Raw genomic sequence first — 17,170 nt, 5'->3', positions numbered from 1 at the left:
AAACAACATGATAAAACTGATCGCAACAGACGTAGACGGAACTCTTGTAAAAGACGGGACCATGACTATCAATCCGGAATATATGACAGTGATCCGGAAGCTGACTGAGCTGGGAATTACCTTTGTGGTGTGTTCCGGGCGGCAGTATGACAGTGAGAGGAAGCTGTTTGAGCCGGTGAAGAATCTGGTGTATTTTGTGTCAGATGGCGGTACGGTAATCCGGAAGAATGATAAGATCCTGAAGGTACATACACTTCCGGATGAGGTTTGGAAACGCATGCATCATATGGTGAAAGAAAAAATGCTGGAATGTGACTGCTTTATTGCCACACCGGAGTGCTGCTATGCGGAGAATGAGAATGGAAGGATGTTCCGGTGGCTGCGGGATTCCTATGGCTATGATATGAGAAAAGTGGATGATCTTTCTTCTCTTCAGGGAAAAAAGGTGCTGAAATTCTCTGTCTATCACCAGGAACGGTGCGAGGAGCTTTGTGCACCGTATTTTACACCGGCATGGAGGGATAAGGTAACGCTGGCGGCTGCCGGAAAAGAATGGATGGACAGTACACCGCCGGAGGGCGAAAAAAGTACAGCTGTCGAATTTATCCAGAAACAGTTAGGAATTTCTCCGGAGGAAACCTGTACATTTGGAGATAACCTCAACGATATCGCCATGCTTCAGAAAGCGGGAAGGAGCTATGCGGTAGCCAATGCCAGAGCGGAAGTGCAGGCAGCAGCCAGGGAAGTATGTCCGTCATACAGTGAAGATGGAGTCTTACAGATCCTGAAAGGGATTGTTTCTGAAAGCAGAAAATAATAAAGATATATAAAATATGTGCTTTCGGTAAAGAAAAGTCACCGGCCAGGGGTTGACTTTTAAAAACAATTCTGTTAAATTGAAAAAAATTGAAAATTTTAATTCCATGAGGGAGTAGTTCGCACGTAAGTGTGATTTGTCAACAGACCCGGTTTTTTCTGAAAAACCTGGCAAATCTTAAAGAATGAGACTCATGTATGCTTTGTTATATTTTATTGCAGCAGGGCATACATGGGTCTTTTTTATGTAACAAAAGAATGTCGGAAAGAATTTTTTCAGCAGGGCGGGCGACAATGAATCTCCGGGTTATGGGAAATAAAAAAAGAAAGTGAGAAGAAAAATGGAAAATCTGGTAAACAGTTCACCGCTGATCCTTGTGTTAGTTTTTCTTGTGATCGGCTTTGTGTTCCTGATGAAGGGTGCGGATTTCTTTGTAGAAGGAAGCTCCAGTATCGCAAAAAGGCTGAAGGTGCCGCCGATCATCATAGGACTTACTATTGTGGCAATGGGAACATCACTGCCGGAAACCGCAGTCAGCGTTACGGCGTCACTGGTCAATAACAATGAGCTTGCGGTCAGCAATGTGGTAGGTTCCAATATTTTTAACCTGATGGTGGTTGTTGGAGTCTGTTCCATCCTGACACCGATCCTGGTACAGAAGGAAACCATCCGGAGGGATATTCCGTTTTCCATGATCTGTGCGCTCCTTCTTCTGGGGCTGGGAATCCTGGCAGCAGGAGATACGATCGGAATGAGACTTGGTCATCTGGATGGAATGATCCTGCTGGGATTTTTTGCAGGCTATATTGTGGTAATGATCCAAAGTGCCATGAAGGCCAGGGCAGCAGGAAAAAATGTGGACATGGAAGGAAGGGAAGAGCTGGAAGAAGAAATCGGCATCCTTTCCTGGCCGAAGAGCATCCTCTTTATTGTGGGAGGCGCACTTGCCATTGCCTTTGGCGGAGATCTTACGGTGGATGCTGCCAGCCGCATTGCCATTGATCTTGGAATGAGCCAGACACTGGTGGGACTGACCATTGTTTCCATCGGAACTTCCCTTCCGGAGCTGGTGACTTCCGTGGTTGCAGCCAGAAAGAACGAAGTGGATATGGCTGTGGGAAATGCGGTAGGCTCCAATATTTTTAATATCCTGATGGTTCTCGGAGTTGCATCTGCCATCAATCCGGTGGCACTGATCCGGGAAAATATTATTGATATTGTCATACTTATCGTGTTCTCGCTGATCGTGTGGATCTATGCGGCCACAAAGCAGAGGATCAGCCGGAAAGAGGGAATTTCCATGGTGTGTATGTACCTGATCTATGCAGGGTATATTATCTGGAGATAGCTGCTGTGGGCATGCAGCTGGTCCGACGTGGACAATAGTATCGTATAGGGTTTATATCAATGCAATTTATAAGAAAAGCTCCAACCGTATCAATATCGGGATACAGTTGGAGCTTTTCTGCAATTATGCTCATTTGCACTCAGAAGAGAAGGCTTTTTTTGAGGATTCTTCTGAAGCGTTCTTCTGATGCGGGGTCATATCATCACTGTCCGTCATCAGATATTTCCGGACGGCAAAAAGAATGGCGATACCGATGATCCCGATCAGTGTCTGTACAGGATCGAGATGTTCCACGACCATCTGCCTTGCTGTTGCAAAAAGCAGGACCTCGACAACAGTCTGGGCGGAATGGCGGCAGAGCATTTTTACAAACTCCACACCGACTACAAGGGACAGTGCCTGTGACAGGAAACTGGTAAAAAAGCTGGTGTCCATATCCATGATGGAGGTACCGGCAGTTGTAAGGATCAGACGCAGTCCGGACAGTGCGATCACGATAATGATCACGATGGATAACGCGATCTCTGTGTAACGGGCTGTGTTGTATATCAGTTCGTTAAAATGCTTGCGGATATTGTGGTTAACGGCGTTTCTGTCTTTCATGGGAATTTATCCTTTCTTTTTCGCAGAAGCGGGATGATCGATAAAGCGGGTTGCAAAATAGCCGAATACGCAGGTGATGACCACCATACATGGCAAAAACAGCCAGAAGCGCTGCTGGCTCATGGTGTTGAAACATGGAGCATTGGCTTGCAGGATCATGATGATGGGCATATGCCACAGATAGATCCCGTACTGGTTCCGGGCTACGAAGTACAGCGGACGCAGAAACCTGAAATCCATTTCCGGTAGGAGGGAGAATCCTACAAGTAGTATACTGAGCAGGACCGCCAGGATGGAATGTGCCGGATAACCGGAGGGAGCGGTGCCATAAAGCCCGTGACTGTGATAATAAAAGATCCATACCAGGATCAGTGCAGTGCTTGCAATAGAAACCGGAAGTCCAAGCTTCAGCCGGTAATCCTGCATACGATCTCCGGTCTGCTTCCAGAAAGCGGCAGCAGCCATTCCCAGCACAAAATTATCCAGCGCAGAGAATACCTGACGCTCGTATACAAAATATACAGAGTTATCCGAAATCCCGGAATTGTGGAGATAAAGGACGATTGCGAACCGGCAGATAACAGTGAAAACAATGGACACAACAGAAGCTACGAGCCAGTTTTTCCGGACTGCTTTATAAAGGAACGGGGCGATCAGATAAAACTGAAAGATCACGCCCATCGTCCACAGCGCACCATTGATGGAACCATGAGTCACTGGGGAAAAGTTCTCCGTAAAAGTATAATACGCCAGGATATGCCGAAGTCCCTCATTGCTGAACATCTGCGTGGACATAAAGATCAGAAGGACCGTGATACATACATAATACTGGGGCATAATGCGGATGCAGCGCTTTTTCATAAAGGCCCGCCAGCCGGGGAGACAGCCTCGCGACTCCGAAGAAGAAAGGGAAAGATAAATCCCATATCCGCTTAACAGGAAAAACAGTGTAACTCCTACTTCACCTCCAAGAGTCAGAAGTGTGTGGATGGCTGTATGCGACTGCCATGGCTGCCCGGACAGAACGTAGCAGTGATACAGCATAATGTAGAGGATCGCCCCCGCACGGAGCAGATCGATATTTTTGATACGCTTCATAAATAAATCCTTTCCTGAAAAAAATAAGTCTGCCCCATGACTGAAACGGGCAGACAGAGATAGGTTTAGTATAGCATGAACGTGGGAGATTGGAAAGCTGTCGGAGGGAACCGTAACGAAAAATTTACTATTGCAGAATGATGTCATTGCACTGATTGACGACGCCGGAGAGACTGTAGTAGAATACAAGTATAACAGCTGGGGAAAAATCCTGAGCATCACCGGCAGCAAAGCCGGCACCATTGGAAAATCAACCCGTTCCGTTACAGAGGCTACTACTACGATGAAGAAACCGGAATGTACTATCTGAAGAACCGGTATTATGATCCGGAGATCCGGAGATTTATCAGTGCGGATAACTTTAAAAGTGAAAAAGCATCTATGGAGACATTACATAATCGAAATTTATTTGCCTACTGTGACGATAATCCACTGGTACGTGCAGATCAGGATGGAAATGCATGGATGGTTGCAGCAGCAAGTTTTGTCGCTGGAATGGGACTTTCAGTTGGATGTCAGATGATTTTTGAGGGGAAAAATCTGTCAGAGATAAACTGGATCACTGCCGCTTCCGCAGGACTTGGAACCGCTATGGGATTTTTGGGAATTGGTGGTTCGACAACAGGTGCAGTTGTAAGTGGTGTTACTTCGTTTGCAAGTGATTATTATGAAAATAGAGATTTTACAAGCGCGGTTATAAATGGTGCGGTAAGTGCGGGAATATCATTAATTTTAAATCCTTTAGCGAGTATGGGGCCGGAGAAAAGAGGATATTTGGAATATATGAGAAAAGATTATCATAACGCAAATCGAAAAATTTTAAATATGAATCTTTCATTTTCAGAGGCATTACCATTACGAAGTGCGGTTAATGAAGAAAAAAGTAGAAAGATAAGGCAATTGGCAGAGGAGGAAATAAGTTCTTATTGTGGAGATTATGCATGCAATGCTTTTGTTAATTCTAATATTGCAATACGAAAGTATGGGAGAGTTATTGGCGGGGGATGTGAGTATACTCCGGGAAAAGGAACGCGGTATATGAAGTGTTATAAGTATTTAGGAAAGTTATATTGGGTTTATGTATAAGTTTTGTATGTAAAAATATATGGGAAATGTATTTGACGACTAGGGGGGGATCATAATAAACCGAAAAAGAAAAAATAATATACCTGAAAAAATTTTGTTATTTTGTATTTTATTTTTGTCATATCGTTGGATTTTTGAAGATGATAGATTCACATTTGCAGTAGCCGGTTTGGGATATATGGCATTGACTGGATGGGTATTCAGATTTGGCGGAAGAGCGGATCAGGATATTTCTTCGGAAAGTGTAGATGAAAATCCTCTATATGTTTATGGGATGATGAGAAAAAATCGAAAATGGTTTTCCGGAATCAGAGGTTGTTTTCTGTTTCAAATGTTGCTTTTGACAGATGTTTTTTTTGCAGCAGTATATTCCTGTTGGAAATGTTGGACGAATAGCAGTGGGAATGATGCGATTGAAAAAGCGTTATTATCACTGTATATTTTAATGATAGCGGGGTATGTTGAATTTCTGAAGCATAGTGTTAGGATTCATGCAAGAAGCTACATGTATATAGAGAATAAAAAAGGAATCTGGATGCCATTCAGTTTTATCTGTTACAAATACGAGAAGTTAATAGATATCAAAATAACTTTTCCAGAAGAGGTCGAAGAGCGAAACGTTGTATTTGAAAAAGAGCTTTTACATAACCAGTACCAAAAAAAGTCAGAATATGAACTGGACGAAAAAGGAAAAGTAAGTTTTTTCAAGAAAAATAGAAATAATCAGGTGAATATCTGGGCGCTTATAGATATTACAGATATGGATAGAAATGATGTTTTGTTGTTAAATGATAAATTTGCAGAGTTCTGGATCAATGAGATGAACAGAGAAGAAAAAAAGAAAGACATTCGTTTTACATTTGTAATCCAGGTAGATGAAATAAATGATTACCTGCAGGAAACTTTTTATGAAAGCGGGGGAATCTTTATGGATAAGCACAGAAGCCGGCTGCCTGTATTATATGTACGCAAACACGATATCCTGAAAGTAAAATGGGCTGATGATAATTCAAAATATATAAGTATCAATAAGGAAATGAGAAAAGAGTTAAAGAAAATATATGATGATTCGGAGATAGAATCCATTAATAGCTGAAGAAAGGAATCATATGGCGAATCTGATATTGAGCATTTTCGAAAGAGTTATAACAATATTAATGTTTATTGCATTGGCAGTTGCTCTCGTATGCAAGAAAAAATCTAAAAAGGTACCGCTTTTTATCATCAGACCAATTTTTCTGGTTGGTTTGTTATTTATTATGTTTCAGGCAGTATTTGTGCAGCGAAATTTTACCTCGCTGGATAAAGCGATTCGGGCATATGATGTTAAGGCGAAGCCAATAGCAAACTTGCAGGATGAGAAATCTACATATGTTATCATGGATGAAGATGGATCTATTGAAGGAAGAATTTTTCCAAAAAATGGAAAGAAATGGAAATTGCCGGATTCAGCATTTTTCAGAAAAAGTATGAGCTATCCTTCAGAAGATGCCAATATTGATATGAGATCAATAGAAATACATGGAGCATGGTATATTGTAATACTCCCACATTATCTTATGGGGGAGAATTCTATAGATGAGGTTCACGATTCGGCTGGAACAGAATTTTTAAAAACGGAATATGAGAATATAACGGTATATTATGGATATCTGAAAACGAAACCAGATGATTACTGGATTTCTGTAGATGGAGATAAAGTAGCGATCAATCTGTGAAGCGTCAAGATTGTAGGAAAAGGAGAACATAAAAATGAATATTTCACTGTCTAACTGGTGGTCGTGGGGAATCTTATTGCTGTTGCTCATGATAGTGGCAGTTGTGGATTCCAGGAAAAGAATCCCACGAAAAATATCCATATTTATACTGGTTCCGGTTTTGTCTGTGGTCATCATATTTATGATGTCCGAAAATAACAAAGAGGCTGAACAAAGTTTCCATACACTTGAGGAAGCAGTAACAGCCTATGATGATCGGTCAGATGTCGTGGCGACATTGCGAGGAAAAACTTCAGCATTGGTTATTATGGATGATGGAGATGTGATGGACTCACAGATTTTTGAAAAAACAGAAAGCGGCTGGAAACTTCCGGAAGATTCAGAGTTTCAGGACACAAAGCGTTTTACAGGAGACAGGATTATAGTCGACGTATCTACCGTAGCAGTTGATGGGGAATGGTATGTTGTGGTGTCACCATATCCGGGAATAAAATCTCCCATAACGAATGTATACGATTCGGAAGGAACAGAATTTTCCGAAGCAAAAGGAAGCGAAAACGTTTACTATGGATATCTGAAAAAATACCCAGAGGACTACTGGGTTTCTGCAAATGGACAGAAGATGGTTCCAATCGGGTTTTTGAAGGATTGGGTCAGAACTGGATGGAAAATAATAAGTAGTCATTAAAATAATAGATATCATAAAACAAAAGATTATTGGATTTCTATAAATGGGGAGAAGATATCGCTTGAGTGAAAAAACAAAACGTTTTTTTCTAATAACATTACTTCTGACACCAGCTTGCTACCAGATCATGCCGGAGATCAGAATGGCATTAGTATTGGCGGCAATGGGAGAAGCTGTATTATCGGCAGATAGAATTTGGGCAAGAAATGAAAGGTTTCCTTTTGCAAATTTATATGATGACAGGAATCCTCTGTATGTACGAAAAATGATGAAGAAGAGGAAATGGCTTTCTGGGATAAATGGATATTTTGTAGTACAGATTTTGCTTTTGAGTTATGTTCTTCTGATGACAGCAGGGTTCATTTCTGATCATATAATACATAGAAGATATCAGGAAATCAGACTGGAATTTTTCTGGATTTACTGGGGAATAATAATGAGTCTTGGTGTAGTGGAGGCATATTATATCCATATTTATAAGAAAAGTTTCTGCTATCCGAGAAATAAAAAAGGTATCTGGATGCCATTCAGCTTTATCGGATATGAAATGCAGGGACTGGCAGGAAGGATACTGCCTGATCCAACAGAAGAAACGGAGAAAAATCAGCCTCTGGTGTTTGAAGAATGTCTTTTTAAAAGTGGATATGCTAAAAAAGCAAATTATATATTAAAAGAGAATGACCAAATCTGTTTTTATCAGAAAAGAAAAAATCAACAGGTAAACTTATGGGCGATCATTGATATAGCAGATATGGAGAAAATGCATATCCAGCTTCTGAATGATGCATTTGAGATTTTCTGGTGTAATGAGCTGACCAGAGAAGAAAAAAAGAAAGATGTACGTTTTACCTTTGTGATCCAGACTGAGAGAATCAATGATGCTATAAGCAGGATTTTTTATGATGGATCAGGAACACGAATGTATAAACATCGAAGTCGTATGGCTGTTTTGTATGAGAAAAAACATGACATCATAAAAATAAAATGTACGGACCGTAAGTCCAGATATAAAAATATTTACAGAGAAATGAGAGAAGAACTGAAGCGGGTGATCGGAAGACGTGATATAGATCTGTAGACTGTATGCAAAGGTGATGTGAAAAAGGTATGTTGATCAAAGTGATAGAACCAATTGTATATCTGGTAATTATTATTAATCTGGTGATCGCTATTTCTTATAAAAGAAAATCAAAAAAGACACCAGTTAAGGTTGTCGCACCAATTGTTATATTAGGAATCGGACTCTTTGTTTGCGATACAGTGTATACTCACCGAAGTTTCAGTTCTGTGGAGAAAGCCGTGGAAGCATATGGTGATAATGCTGAGATCATCCGTATTCTGCAGGGAGAAAATTCTACATATGTTATCATGGATAACGAAGGAACAGTAGAGGGGAAGATTTTTCCGGAAAGTTCTGGGAAATGGAAATTGCCGGATTCTATATTTTATGGTACAGGCAGAGAGTATCAAGATGTAAAGATAAATATCGATATGTCAACGATAGAAATTAATGGGGAATGGTATGTACTGGTAGTACCGAATGATGATAATTATGTAATAGCCGATGTGAAGGATTCTGTGGGAACAAAATTTCTGGAAGCAGAAAATAACAAAAATGAAAAGATATGTTATGGATACATGGAACACAAACCGAAAGATTACTGGATTTCTGTAAATGGAGAGAAGATATCACTTGATTAAAAGAATATGTATTAGAAAAGAAAGAGGCAATTATACAGAGAAATGATCGACATGTTGAGCAAATCAATTTATTTATGCGTATATGCCCTGGTATTTGGAGGATTACTGAAATCTTTTTATTTCTATTTGGCGCCGGTCGGTGTAATGGAAATTTTGGCGGTTCTGGTAAGCCTGATGATCTCAAATATTCTATTTATTCCTACGGTTATTATACCGTCAAGATGGAAAACCCCTTATAATGTGCCGGATAGTTATAACTGTCAGAATCCATTTTATGTACACGGTATGTTAAATGACAAAAAGGAATCGAAATATGCTCTTCCTATCAGGAAAAACGGAAAGTTAAAAAGTTTTTTGTTTTTGCGAAAAATAATGATTCTGTGGCTGGGAGTGTATTTTACATATCTGGGGATGCAGTATGTAAATCCAGGTATAAATAGTACAGTGATAGAAATCCTTCTGAATATCTCGCTGGCTTTTATGATCATGGCAAGATCATGCATGTGGATATTTTATGTGAAATTTTATAAAAAGAATTATAAATACCCAACAGATAAAGAAGGAAATTGGGCGCCATTCAGTTTTCTGTGCCAGAATATCAATATGTATTATGAAAATCCGGTGTGTTACAGGGATTTACAGATACATTCTGATGTAATGGAAAAAGATTTTGGAATTTATCAATATATAAATACGTATAAAGCTCCTCGAAATGGAAAAACTTTTTTCTACAGATATGACAAAACAGATGAGATACATATTTTGGCATATGTAAAAACAGATTTGTTTCAGGAAGCGGATATCGGAAAATTAAATAAAGCTTTTGTAGAATTTTGGAAACAGTATATTACAACGAAAGAGGAAAAAAAGGAAATATATTTTTCCTTTGTGCTGGAAGTAGAAGATGATAATCGTGTTCTGAAGAGCATTGTACGGAATAATTCAGGGATAATGATGTATAAAAGACGATACCGTCTTGGAGCGGTATATAACCGTTATTATAATCGCTTGGAAATCCTTCCGTTATATAGATATTCGAGATGTAAAAAACAATATGAGAAAATGAAAAAAGATCTGTTGGATTGTCTGGGAATATCGGATGTTGTACAGGCCTGATGACTAGGGGGGATCATAATAAACCGAAAAAGAAAAAATAATATACTTGGAAAAATTTTGTTATTTTGTATTTTATTTTTGTCATATCGTTGGATTTTTGAAGATGATAGATTCACATTTGGAGTAGCCTTTTGGGGATATTTGGCATTGACTGGATGGGTATTCAGATGTGGCGAAACACCGGATCAGGATATTTCTTCGGAAAGTGTAGATGAAAATCCTCTATATGTTTATGGGATGATGAGAAAAAATCGAAAATGGTTTTCCGGAATCAGAGGTTGTTTTCTGTTTCAAATGTTGCTTTTGACAGATGTTTTTTTTGCAGCAGTATATTCCTGTTGGAAATGTTGGACGAATAGCAGTGGGAATGATGCGATTGAAAAAGCGTTATTACCACTGTATATTTTAATGACAGCGGGGTATGTTCAATTTTGAAGCATAGTGCTAGGATTCATGCAAGAAGCTACAGGTATATAGAGAATAAAAAAGAAATCTGGATGCCATTCAGTTTTATTTGTTACAAATATGAGAAGTTAATAGATATCAAAATAACTTTTCCAGAAGAGGTCGAAGAACGAAACGTTGTATTTGAAAAAGGGCTTTTACATAACCAGTACCAAAAAAAGTCAGAATATGAACTGGACGAAAAAGGAAAAGTAAGTTTTTTCAAGAAAAATAGAAATAATCAGGTGAATATCTGGGCGCTTATAGATATTACAGATATGGATAGAAATGATGTTTTGTTGTTAAATGATAAATTTGCAGAGTTCTGGATCAATGAGATGAGCAGAGAAGAAAAAAAGAAGGATATTCGTTTTACATTTGTAATCCAGGTAGATGAAATGAATGATTATCTGCAGGAAATTTTTTATGAAAGCCAGGGAATCTTTATGGATAAGCACAGAAGCCGGCTGCCTGTATTATATATACGCAAACACGATATCCTGAAAGTAAAATGGGCTGATAATGATTCAAAATATATAAGTATCAATAAGGAAATGAGAAAAGAGTTAAAGAAAATATATGATGATTCGGAGATAGAATCCATTAATAGCTGAAGAAAGGAATCATATGGCGAATCTGATATCCTTAGGTGCTGGGTAGTTCACTCGGCCACAACCGAGTCAGTCATGACCGAATAAAAAATATGTACATATCTACTCCTCAAACCTGCAAAGCGCCTTCTGCTGTGCTCCATAAATGGAGTGATTTCCGTTGATCAGATAAGCGAGGATGCATACCAGGATGAGGGGAAGGGTATTTCGGTTGCCGAAGACTTCCAGGCCGATAAGGATCGGGGCGATGAGGGTATTGGTGGCGCTGCCGAATACTGCGGCGTAGCCAAGTGCCCCGCAGATAATGGGAGGGATCCCGAGGATGGAACCTAGGACGACTCCAAGGGAAGCGCCGATGGAGAACAGTGGTGTCACTTCGCCGCCTTGAAAACCGATGGCAAGTGTAAATACAGTAAACAGAAGCTTCAGAATCCAGTCATATCCGTAGATCGTTTCTCCGGCAAAGGAAGCGGAGATGAGATTGGTTCCAAGACCTGTGTAGCGTCCGCCATAGCTCACAAACAGCAGAGCTGCCAGTGGAATGGCCATGACACCGATGCGGATCAGCGGATTTGAAATTTTTTCCCCGAATAATTTCTTTGCTTCCTGAAGAAGTACGGAAAAGCATCGTCCGGCAAGACCAAAGGCAAGTCCGAGAGCAATGAGAGAGATCATGCTTCGGAGATTGGTCACAGTCCAGGTGTCCTGGATATCCACAGCAAATTTTTCCAGTCCCAGGAAATGAGAGGTGAAGGAGGCTGTATATGCGGCAATAAGTGCCGGCAGCAGCGCATCGTACTCAAGATATCCGGCAACGATCACCTCCATGGCAAAAAATACAGCGGCCAGTGGCGTCTGGAACAGACCGCCAAAACCGGCAGCCATACCGGTGATCAGCATGACAGGCTTATTTTCCCGGATATGCAGCCTGCGTCCGGCCTCGTGGGAGAGTGTAGCACCGATCTGCACGGCAACACCTTCACGGCCGGCACTTCCTCCGAAGAGATGAGTGATCCAGGTGCCGAGCATTACCAGAGGGACAAGGGCCAGAGGAATCTGGTCTCTTTTTTTCTGCCCGGTTTCGAAGATCAGGGACATGCCCTTTAAGCTTAAGGTGCTGAAATGATGATACATCCATACAATAAGAAGTCCGGCCAGAGGCAGGAAGGGCAGCAGGCAGCGCCAGTGTGCAGTGCGAAAAGCAGAGATCGCCAGCAGGCCCCGGCCGAAGATAGTATCTACGATCCCGACGCAGATTCCCACGACCACTGCAAGGACAGCATATTTCAGCTGCAGGATCTGATGTTCTTTTTGGATAGTTTCTTTTGTCATAGTAACTCCTTTCAATCTCCCGGATCTTAAAAATCCATCAAAAAAAGCTGGTAACCCCGTGCATTGCACAGAAGTCATCAGCTCATTGGCGGTTTCGATAAAAATCGGGGGAGAACTTCATTCCCTTTCTGCCTGAGAGTATAGCATCCGAGGCTGATATCGTCAATAGTCAGACGGAAATCCGGAGTATCTTATTTGTTACAGGTGTGCTATGATTAAACAAATCGGCAGGTTACGGTTGAAGCAGTAAAGCGTAATATGCTGCGACTAAGACCTGCACATATGAGAATGTAAAAATAACGGAGGAGACATCATGGAAGAACCAAGAATTGACAAAACAGTCTATACAGGAAGACCGGAGAACACCGAGGGCCGTCTGGAGAAGGAAATCGCAGTGTACGATTTTCTGGATAGTTTTGGGATTGAATATAAAAGAGCAGATCATGAAGCACTGATGACCATGGAGGCCTGCGAGGCAGTGGATCAGCTTCTGGGGGCGCAGATATGCAAAAATCTTTTTCTCTGCAACCGACAGAAAACGGATTTCTATCTGCTGCTGATGCCGGGAGAGAAGCCGTTTAAAACAAAATTTCTGTCCAAACAGATCGGAACAGCCAGACTTTCCTTTGCAGACGGAGAGCAGATGGAGGAATATCTGAACATTACCCCGGGGTCCTTAAGTCTGATGGGACTGATCTTTGATAAAGAAAAGAAGGTACACCTGGTGATCGATAAAGAAGTCCTGGATGAAGAATATTTCGGATGCCATCCGTGTATCAATACTTCCACTCTGTTGATGAAGACCAGTGATGTAAAAGAAAAAATCCTGCCGGCGCTGGGCCACGAATATCAGGTGGTCGAGCTGCCGACAGAATAGAAAATCAACGTATGGGTGTAAAGTCCTTTTTGTTGGACTCTGCTATGATGTAATGGGGGCGCTGCTTGACCTCCATATAGGTTTTGGCTATGTATTGTCCCATGATACCCAGGCAGAAAAGCTGCAGGCCGCCGATGAAGATGATGACACAGATGGTGGAAGCCCAGCCTGGGACCGGATCATCGAAGATCAGCTTTCGGACGATGATGGCTACCAGGACCAGAAAGGAAAAACCGGTCATGGTCGTTCCGAACCAGGAGGCGATGGTCAGCGGTACCTGAGAAAAATTGATGATGCCGCTGACGGCGTATTTAAACAGCTTCCAGAAGTTCCATTTGGTCTCACCGGCTACGCGTTCGATATTTTTGTAGGGGAGCCAGCAGGTGCGGAAACCGATCCAGCCGAAGATTCCCTTGGAGAAGCGGTTGTACTCACTCATGGAGACGATGGCATCCACCATACTGCGCTTCATCAGACGGAAGTCTCTGGCGCCGTCCACAATATCTGCATCCGAGATCTTATTGATCAGCTGATAAAATTTCCGGGCAAAAAAGCTCCGGATAGGTGGCTCTCCGTCACGGCTGACACGTCTGGTGGCAACGCTGTCATATTCTCCGGATTCCAGCTTCTCCAGCATTTCCGGGAGAAGGGACGGCGGATCCTGAAGATCAGCGTCCATTACTGCTACATAATCGCCGCCGGCATTGCAGAAGCCTGCATACATGGCAGCTTCCTTTCCGAAGTTTCTGGAAAAAGAAAGATAGATCACATGAGGATCCTTTTCGGAAAGCTCTTTTAAAATCTCAAGGGTTCTGTCTCTGGAACCGTCATTCACAAAGATCAGTTCATAATCACAGTTCATTTGCCTGAGGACAGAAGTGGCTTCCGGGTAAAAAAGCGGAAGGGATTCTTCCTCATTGAAGCATGGTATAATTAAAGAAATCATTTTTGGCCTCGTTTTCCAGATCATAAAAAATGATCATTTTGGCGGATATCTGTAGTCCGCCCTGGTTTCAGGTTGCTTTTGGATGGGTACTATCATATCATATTTGTCCGGAATCGGCTATAAAACAGGGGATTTTTTTCTTGCACCGCTGTTTTTTTGTGATAAACTGTAAAAAAGACAGAAAAAAAGATAAACAAGAGGTGTGATATGCTGGAAAAATTTAACAGCTTTATGGAGAAATGGATGGCTTTTGTGACGCCGGCCTGTCTGCTTACGGGGGTACTGTTTCCGGATATTGCAAAGCATGGCGTGCCCTATGTGACGTATGCTTTTGCATTTATGACCTTTATCGGTGCGCTGAAATCCAGGTTCCGTGATGTAGCAGATGTGTTTAAGCGGCCGCTTCCGCTGATCCTGATGCTGCTGATCCTTCATGTGCTGGGACCGGTGGCCGCCTGCGGTCTGGGACATCTTCTGTTCCCGGGCAATATGAATTATATCACAGGAATGGTGCTGGAATTTTCCGTACCTGCAGCGGTGATCAGTCTGATGTGGGTATCCATTTATAATGGAAACAGTCCACTGTCACTTTCGCTGGTTGTGATCGATACGATCCTGGCTCCCTTTCTGATCCCGGCAGTATTGAAGCTCCTGGTGGGCTCCAGCGTAAAAATGGATACTGTGGGAATGATGAAGGAGCTGGTTTTCATGATCGCTCTGCCGGCAGTCCTTGCCATGTGCCTTAATGAAGTCAGCCATGGAAAGGTTATGGAGACCTGGCCGAAAAAGCTGGCGCCTTTTTCAAAAATGTGCCTGATCTTTGTGGTAACCTCTAACTCCTCCAAGGTTTCTCCTTATATGAAGCATCTTAATGGAGAACGGCTGGAGGTAGCAGCAGCGATCCTGGTCCTGGCAGCAGGGGGATATGCCATTGGCTGGATCATTGCCATTCTTACAAGGCAGAATAAAGCGGCAACGGTTTCCATGATCTATGGTTCCGGAATGCGGAACATCAGCGCCGGTGCGGTGATCGCGGGAGCGTATTTTCCGGCGGAAACATTATTTCCGGTTATGATCGGAACGTTATTTCAGCAGATCCTGGCGGCTTTTTACGGAAGTATGATGCGCCGGATCCAGACCGGACAGCAGGAAAGGGAGAAGGAGCATGGAGTTTCAGCATGAATTGATCATTCCCAATGAAGGATTTCCTTTTAAGCTTTTTCTTTTTGAAGGAAGAAACGGAAATTATGTAAGGGAAAAACACTGGCATACTTCGATCGAGATCTTTGCGGTGATGGAGGGGAGCCTTTATTTCTATATCGATGAGAAAGAGTATCCTCTGAAGGCAGGGGAGTTTCTGATCATTAATTCCAATGAAGTACATTCTATTCAGGCGCCAGTACGTAATGAGACCATCGTACTGCAGATCCCGCTGAAGCAGTTTTCGGATTATTTTACCGCTCAGAGATTTATCCGTTTTCGGAGCAGAAACGAAGAGTCTGAGGAAACAGACAGGCGGATGGTTTCTCTGATCCGGGAGATGTATCGGGTGTACGTATCCGGGGAAACGGGGTACGAATTCCGTATCAGGGCAGTGTTCTATGAAGTCCTTTATCTTATGGTTTCTGCATACAGGGAAACAGAGGTGGAGGAGAATGCGCTGAAGATCAGCCGCAGATTGGATGCTTTGTCAAAAATAACCACTTATATGCGGGAGCATTACAAGGAGGATCTCAGGCTTTCCGGACTTGCAGCCATGTTCGGATATTCCGATGCATATCTGTCAAGAATGTTCCGGAAATATGCGAAGGTCAATTTTAAGACATATTTACAGGATATCCGCATGGCATACGCCTATAAGGAGCTTTTGCATACAGATCATACCATCAGCTCTATCGCACTTGACAACGGGTTTGCAAGCAGCAGGGCTTTTTCCAGGGAATTTGTAAAGCGTTACGGGATCCTGCCGGGAAGAGTGGAGCGTCAGAATCATAAAAATGTCAAAAAAGTGCTATGAATGAGTCAAGAAAAGCGGCGAAAAGCATACCATGATGTGGTATGCTTTTTTCAGTTCAAAACGAAGATACAGAGAAGCTGTGAAACAGTAATTTTGTAAGGAGGGTTAAATCGTGAAAATTCAGAAAGTAACAGATCCGGCTTTCCGCAGATACGGAAAGGTTCTGGAGGGATACAATTTCGGTCCGCTTCTGAAGGAGATGAAGCATACACCGGTTCCGGAGGATGTGGTATATGTTCCGTCAGCAGAGGAGCTGGAAGCTCTCGATGTGGAAAAAGAGCTGAAAAACAGAGCGTTTGGTGGATTACCTGTCCAGATCGGATATTGCAATGGTCACAATAAAAAGCTGAATGCCCTGGAATATCATCGGAATTCCGAGATCAATGTAGCAGTGACAGATCTTGTACTGCTTATCGGACATCAGCAGGATATAGAAGAGGATCTTACATACGATACCTCAAAGGTGGAGGCATTTCTGGTACCGGCAGGAACCGGGATCGAGGTTTATGCCACAACGCTCCACTATGCACCGTGTCATGTGAATGAGAGTGGATTTCAGTGTGTAGTTGTTCTTCCAAGAGGAACCAACACAGAGATTGATTTTCCGATGTCAGAGGACGGAGAGGACGGTCTGATGACAGCCAGAAATAAATGGCTTATCGCTCATGAGGATGCGAAGATCGAAGGCGCATTCAATGGATTGAAGGGTGAAAATATCACACTTGACTGATTTTGGGTGAAGTGAATAGTTACAAACGAACAATAATA

20 protein-coding genes and 1 riboswitch are annotated in these 17,170 nt (G+C 42.1%); of the genes, 16 read left to right on the top strand and 4 right to left on the bottom strand.

What is annotated here, in order from left to right; genetic code table 11:
- Positions 1 to 7 precede the first annotated feature (7 nt).
- Positions 8 to 817: a Cof-type HAD-IIB family hydrolase gene (locus DW694_RS09945; protein WP_118752925.1), complete on the top strand. Its 810-nt coding sequence runs from the start codon at positions 8 to 10 to the stop codon at positions 815 to 817.
- 340 nt (positions 818 to 1,157) lie between these two features.
- A complete protein-coding gene (locus DW694_RS09940) occupies positions 1,158 to 2,165 on the top strand; it encodes a calcium/sodium antiporter (protein WP_118752924.1) in 1,008 nt (335 codons plus the stop codon).
- Positions 2,166 to 2,294: 129 nt separating this feature from the next.
- Here the strand turns inward: DW694_RS09940 and DW694_RS09935 are convergent, their stop codons facing one another.
- Positions 2,295 to 2,768, bottom strand: coding sequence for a transporter (locus DW694_RS09935; RefSeq protein ID WP_118752923.1), 474 nt, complete (start codon positions 2,766 to 2,768; stop codon positions 2,295 to 2,297).
- Between the two features lie 6 nt (positions 2,769 to 2,774).
- Complete coding sequence (locus tag DW694_RS09930) at positions 2,775 to 3,866, bottom strand: acyltransferase (RefSeq protein ID WP_118752922.1); 1,092 nt, start codon at positions 3,864 to 3,866, stop codon at positions 2,775 to 2,777.
- A 130-nt stretch (positions 3,867 to 3,996) separates the two neighbouring features.
- Here DW694_RS09930 and DW694_RS17235 point away from each other — a divergent pair, with 130 nt between their 5' ends.
- The 10 genes from DW694_RS17235 to DW694_RS09885 all read left to right on the top strand — a co-directional run bounded on the left by DW694_RS17235 (position 3,997) and on the right by DW694_RS09885 (position 11,233).
- Complete coding sequence (locus DW694_RS17235; protein WP_243148673.1) at positions 3,997 to 4,176, top strand: hypothetical protein; 180 nt, start codon at positions 3,997 to 3,999, stop codon at positions 4,174 to 4,176.
- Positions 4,164 to 4,952 (top strand): RHS repeat-associated core domain-containing protein, encoded by a 789-nt coding sequence (locus DW694_RS09925; protein WP_243164956.1) that lies wholly within the window; start codon positions 4,164 to 4,166, stop codon positions 4,950 to 4,952. The genes DW694_RS17235 and DW694_RS09925 overlap by 13 nt, the downstream gene beginning before the upstream one ends.
- A gap of 169 nt (positions 4,953 to 5,121) precedes the next feature.
- Positions 5,122 to 6,048, top strand: coding sequence for a hypothetical protein (locus DW694_RS09920; RefSeq protein ID WP_118752921.1), 927 nt, complete (start codon positions 5,122 to 5,124; stop codon positions 6,046 to 6,048).
- 13 nt (positions 6,049 to 6,061) lie between these two features.
- The gene (locus DW694_RS09915; RefSeq protein WP_147419589.1) at positions 6,062 to 6,670 is read left to right on the top strand and encodes a hypothetical protein; all 609 of its coding nucleotides are present in this window, start codon (positions 6,062 to 6,064) and stop codon (positions 6,668 to 6,670) included.
- Positions 6,671 to 6,704: 34 nt separating this feature from the next.
- Positions 6,705 to 7,358, top strand: a complete 654-nt coding sequence (locus DW694_RS09910; RefSeq protein WP_110102833.1) for a hypothetical protein — start codon at positions 6,705 to 6,707, stop codon at positions 7,356 to 7,358.
- A gap of 142 nt (positions 7,359 to 7,500) precedes the next feature.
- Positions 7,501 to 8,436, top strand: a complete 936-nt coding sequence (locus tag DW694_RS09905; RefSeq protein ID WP_147417240.1) for a hypothetical protein — start codon at positions 7,501 to 7,503, stop codon at positions 8,434 to 8,436.
- A gap of 29 nt (positions 8,437 to 8,465) precedes the next feature.
- Entirely contained in the window at positions 8,466 to 9,059 is a 594-nt protein-coding gene (locus DW694_RS09900; protein ID WP_110102830.1) for a hypothetical protein, read from the top strand.
- Positions 9,060 to 9,821: 762 nt separating this feature from the next.
- A complete protein-coding gene (locus tag DW694_RS16765; protein ID WP_129976250.1) occupies positions 9,822 to 10,175 on the top strand; it encodes a hypothetical protein in 354 nt (117 codons plus the stop codon).
- A 57-nt stretch (positions 10,176 to 10,232) separates the two neighbouring features.
- The gene (locus tag DW694_RS09890; protein ID WP_118752920.1) at positions 10,233 to 10,610 is read left to right on the top strand and encodes a hypothetical protein; all 378 of its coding nucleotides are present in this window, start codon (positions 10,233 to 10,235) and stop codon (positions 10,608 to 10,610) included.
- On the top strand, positions 10,607 to 11,233 hold the full coding sequence (locus DW694_RS09885; RefSeq protein WP_147420730.1) for a hypothetical protein: 627 nt from the start codon (positions 10,607 to 10,609) through the stop codon (positions 11,231 to 11,233). The genes DW694_RS09890 and DW694_RS09885 overlap by 4 nt, the downstream gene beginning before the upstream one ends.
- A gap of 99 nt (positions 11,234 to 11,332) precedes the next feature.
- Here the strand turns inward: DW694_RS09885 and DW694_RS09880 are convergent, their stop codons facing one another.
- Positions 11,333 to 12,562: a chloride channel protein gene (locus tag DW694_RS09880; protein ID WP_178016050.1), complete on the bottom strand. Its 1,230-nt coding sequence runs from the start codon at positions 12,560 to 12,562 to the stop codon at positions 11,333 to 11,335.
- 61 nt (positions 12,563 to 12,623) lie between these two features.
- Positions 12,624 to 12,696: riboswitch (Fluoride riboswitch) on the bottom strand.
- A gap of 179 nt (positions 12,697 to 12,875) precedes the next feature.
- On the opposite strand from DW694_RS09880, the gene DW694_RS09875 reads away from it, so the two are divergent.
- A complete protein-coding gene (locus tag DW694_RS09875; protein ID WP_110102826.1) occupies positions 12,876 to 13,439 on the top strand; it encodes a prolyl-tRNA synthetase associated domain-containing protein in 564 nt (187 codons plus the stop codon).
- Between the two features lie 4 nt (positions 13,440 to 13,443).
- Here the strand turns inward: DW694_RS09875 and DW694_RS09870 are convergent, their stop codons facing one another.
- Entirely contained in the window at positions 13,444 to 14,385 is a 942-nt protein-coding gene (locus DW694_RS09870) for a glycosyltransferase family 2 protein (RefSeq protein WP_015527465.1), read from the bottom strand.
- Between the two features lie 207 nt (positions 14,386 to 14,592).
- Here DW694_RS09870 and DW694_RS09865 point away from each other — a divergent pair, with 207 nt between their 5' ends.
- From DW694_RS09865 to DW694_RS09855, 3 genes are all read left to right on the top strand, one after another.
- The gene (locus DW694_RS09865) at positions 14,593 to 15,567 is read left to right on the top strand and encodes a bile acid:sodium symporter family protein (RefSeq protein ID WP_110102825.1); all 975 of its coding nucleotides are present in this window, start codon (positions 14,593 to 14,595) and stop codon (positions 15,565 to 15,567) included.
- Complete coding sequence (locus tag DW694_RS09860) at positions 15,551 to 16,402, top strand: AraC family transcriptional regulator (RefSeq protein WP_015527463.1); 852 nt, start codon at positions 15,551 to 15,553, stop codon at positions 16,400 to 16,402. The genes DW694_RS09865 and DW694_RS09860 overlap by 17 nt, the downstream gene beginning before the upstream one ends.
- A 112-nt stretch (positions 16,403 to 16,514) precedes the next feature.
- Positions 16,515 to 17,132, top strand: coding sequence for a DUF4867 family protein (locus tag DW694_RS09855; protein ID WP_110102824.1), 618 nt, complete (start codon positions 16,515 to 16,517; stop codon positions 17,130 to 17,132).
- Positions 17,133 to 17,170: the final 38 nt, after the last annotated feature.

Origin of the sequence: Ruminococcus sp. AM26-12LB (genome assembly GCF_003480785.1) — a bacterium.
Taxonomy (GTDB): Bacteria; Bacillota; Clostridia; order Lachnospirales; family Lachnospiraceae; genus Blautia_A; species Blautia_A fusiformis.
Note: the sequence above shows the minus strand (reverse complement) of the source record. Positions and strands in the feature narration are given on the sequence as shown.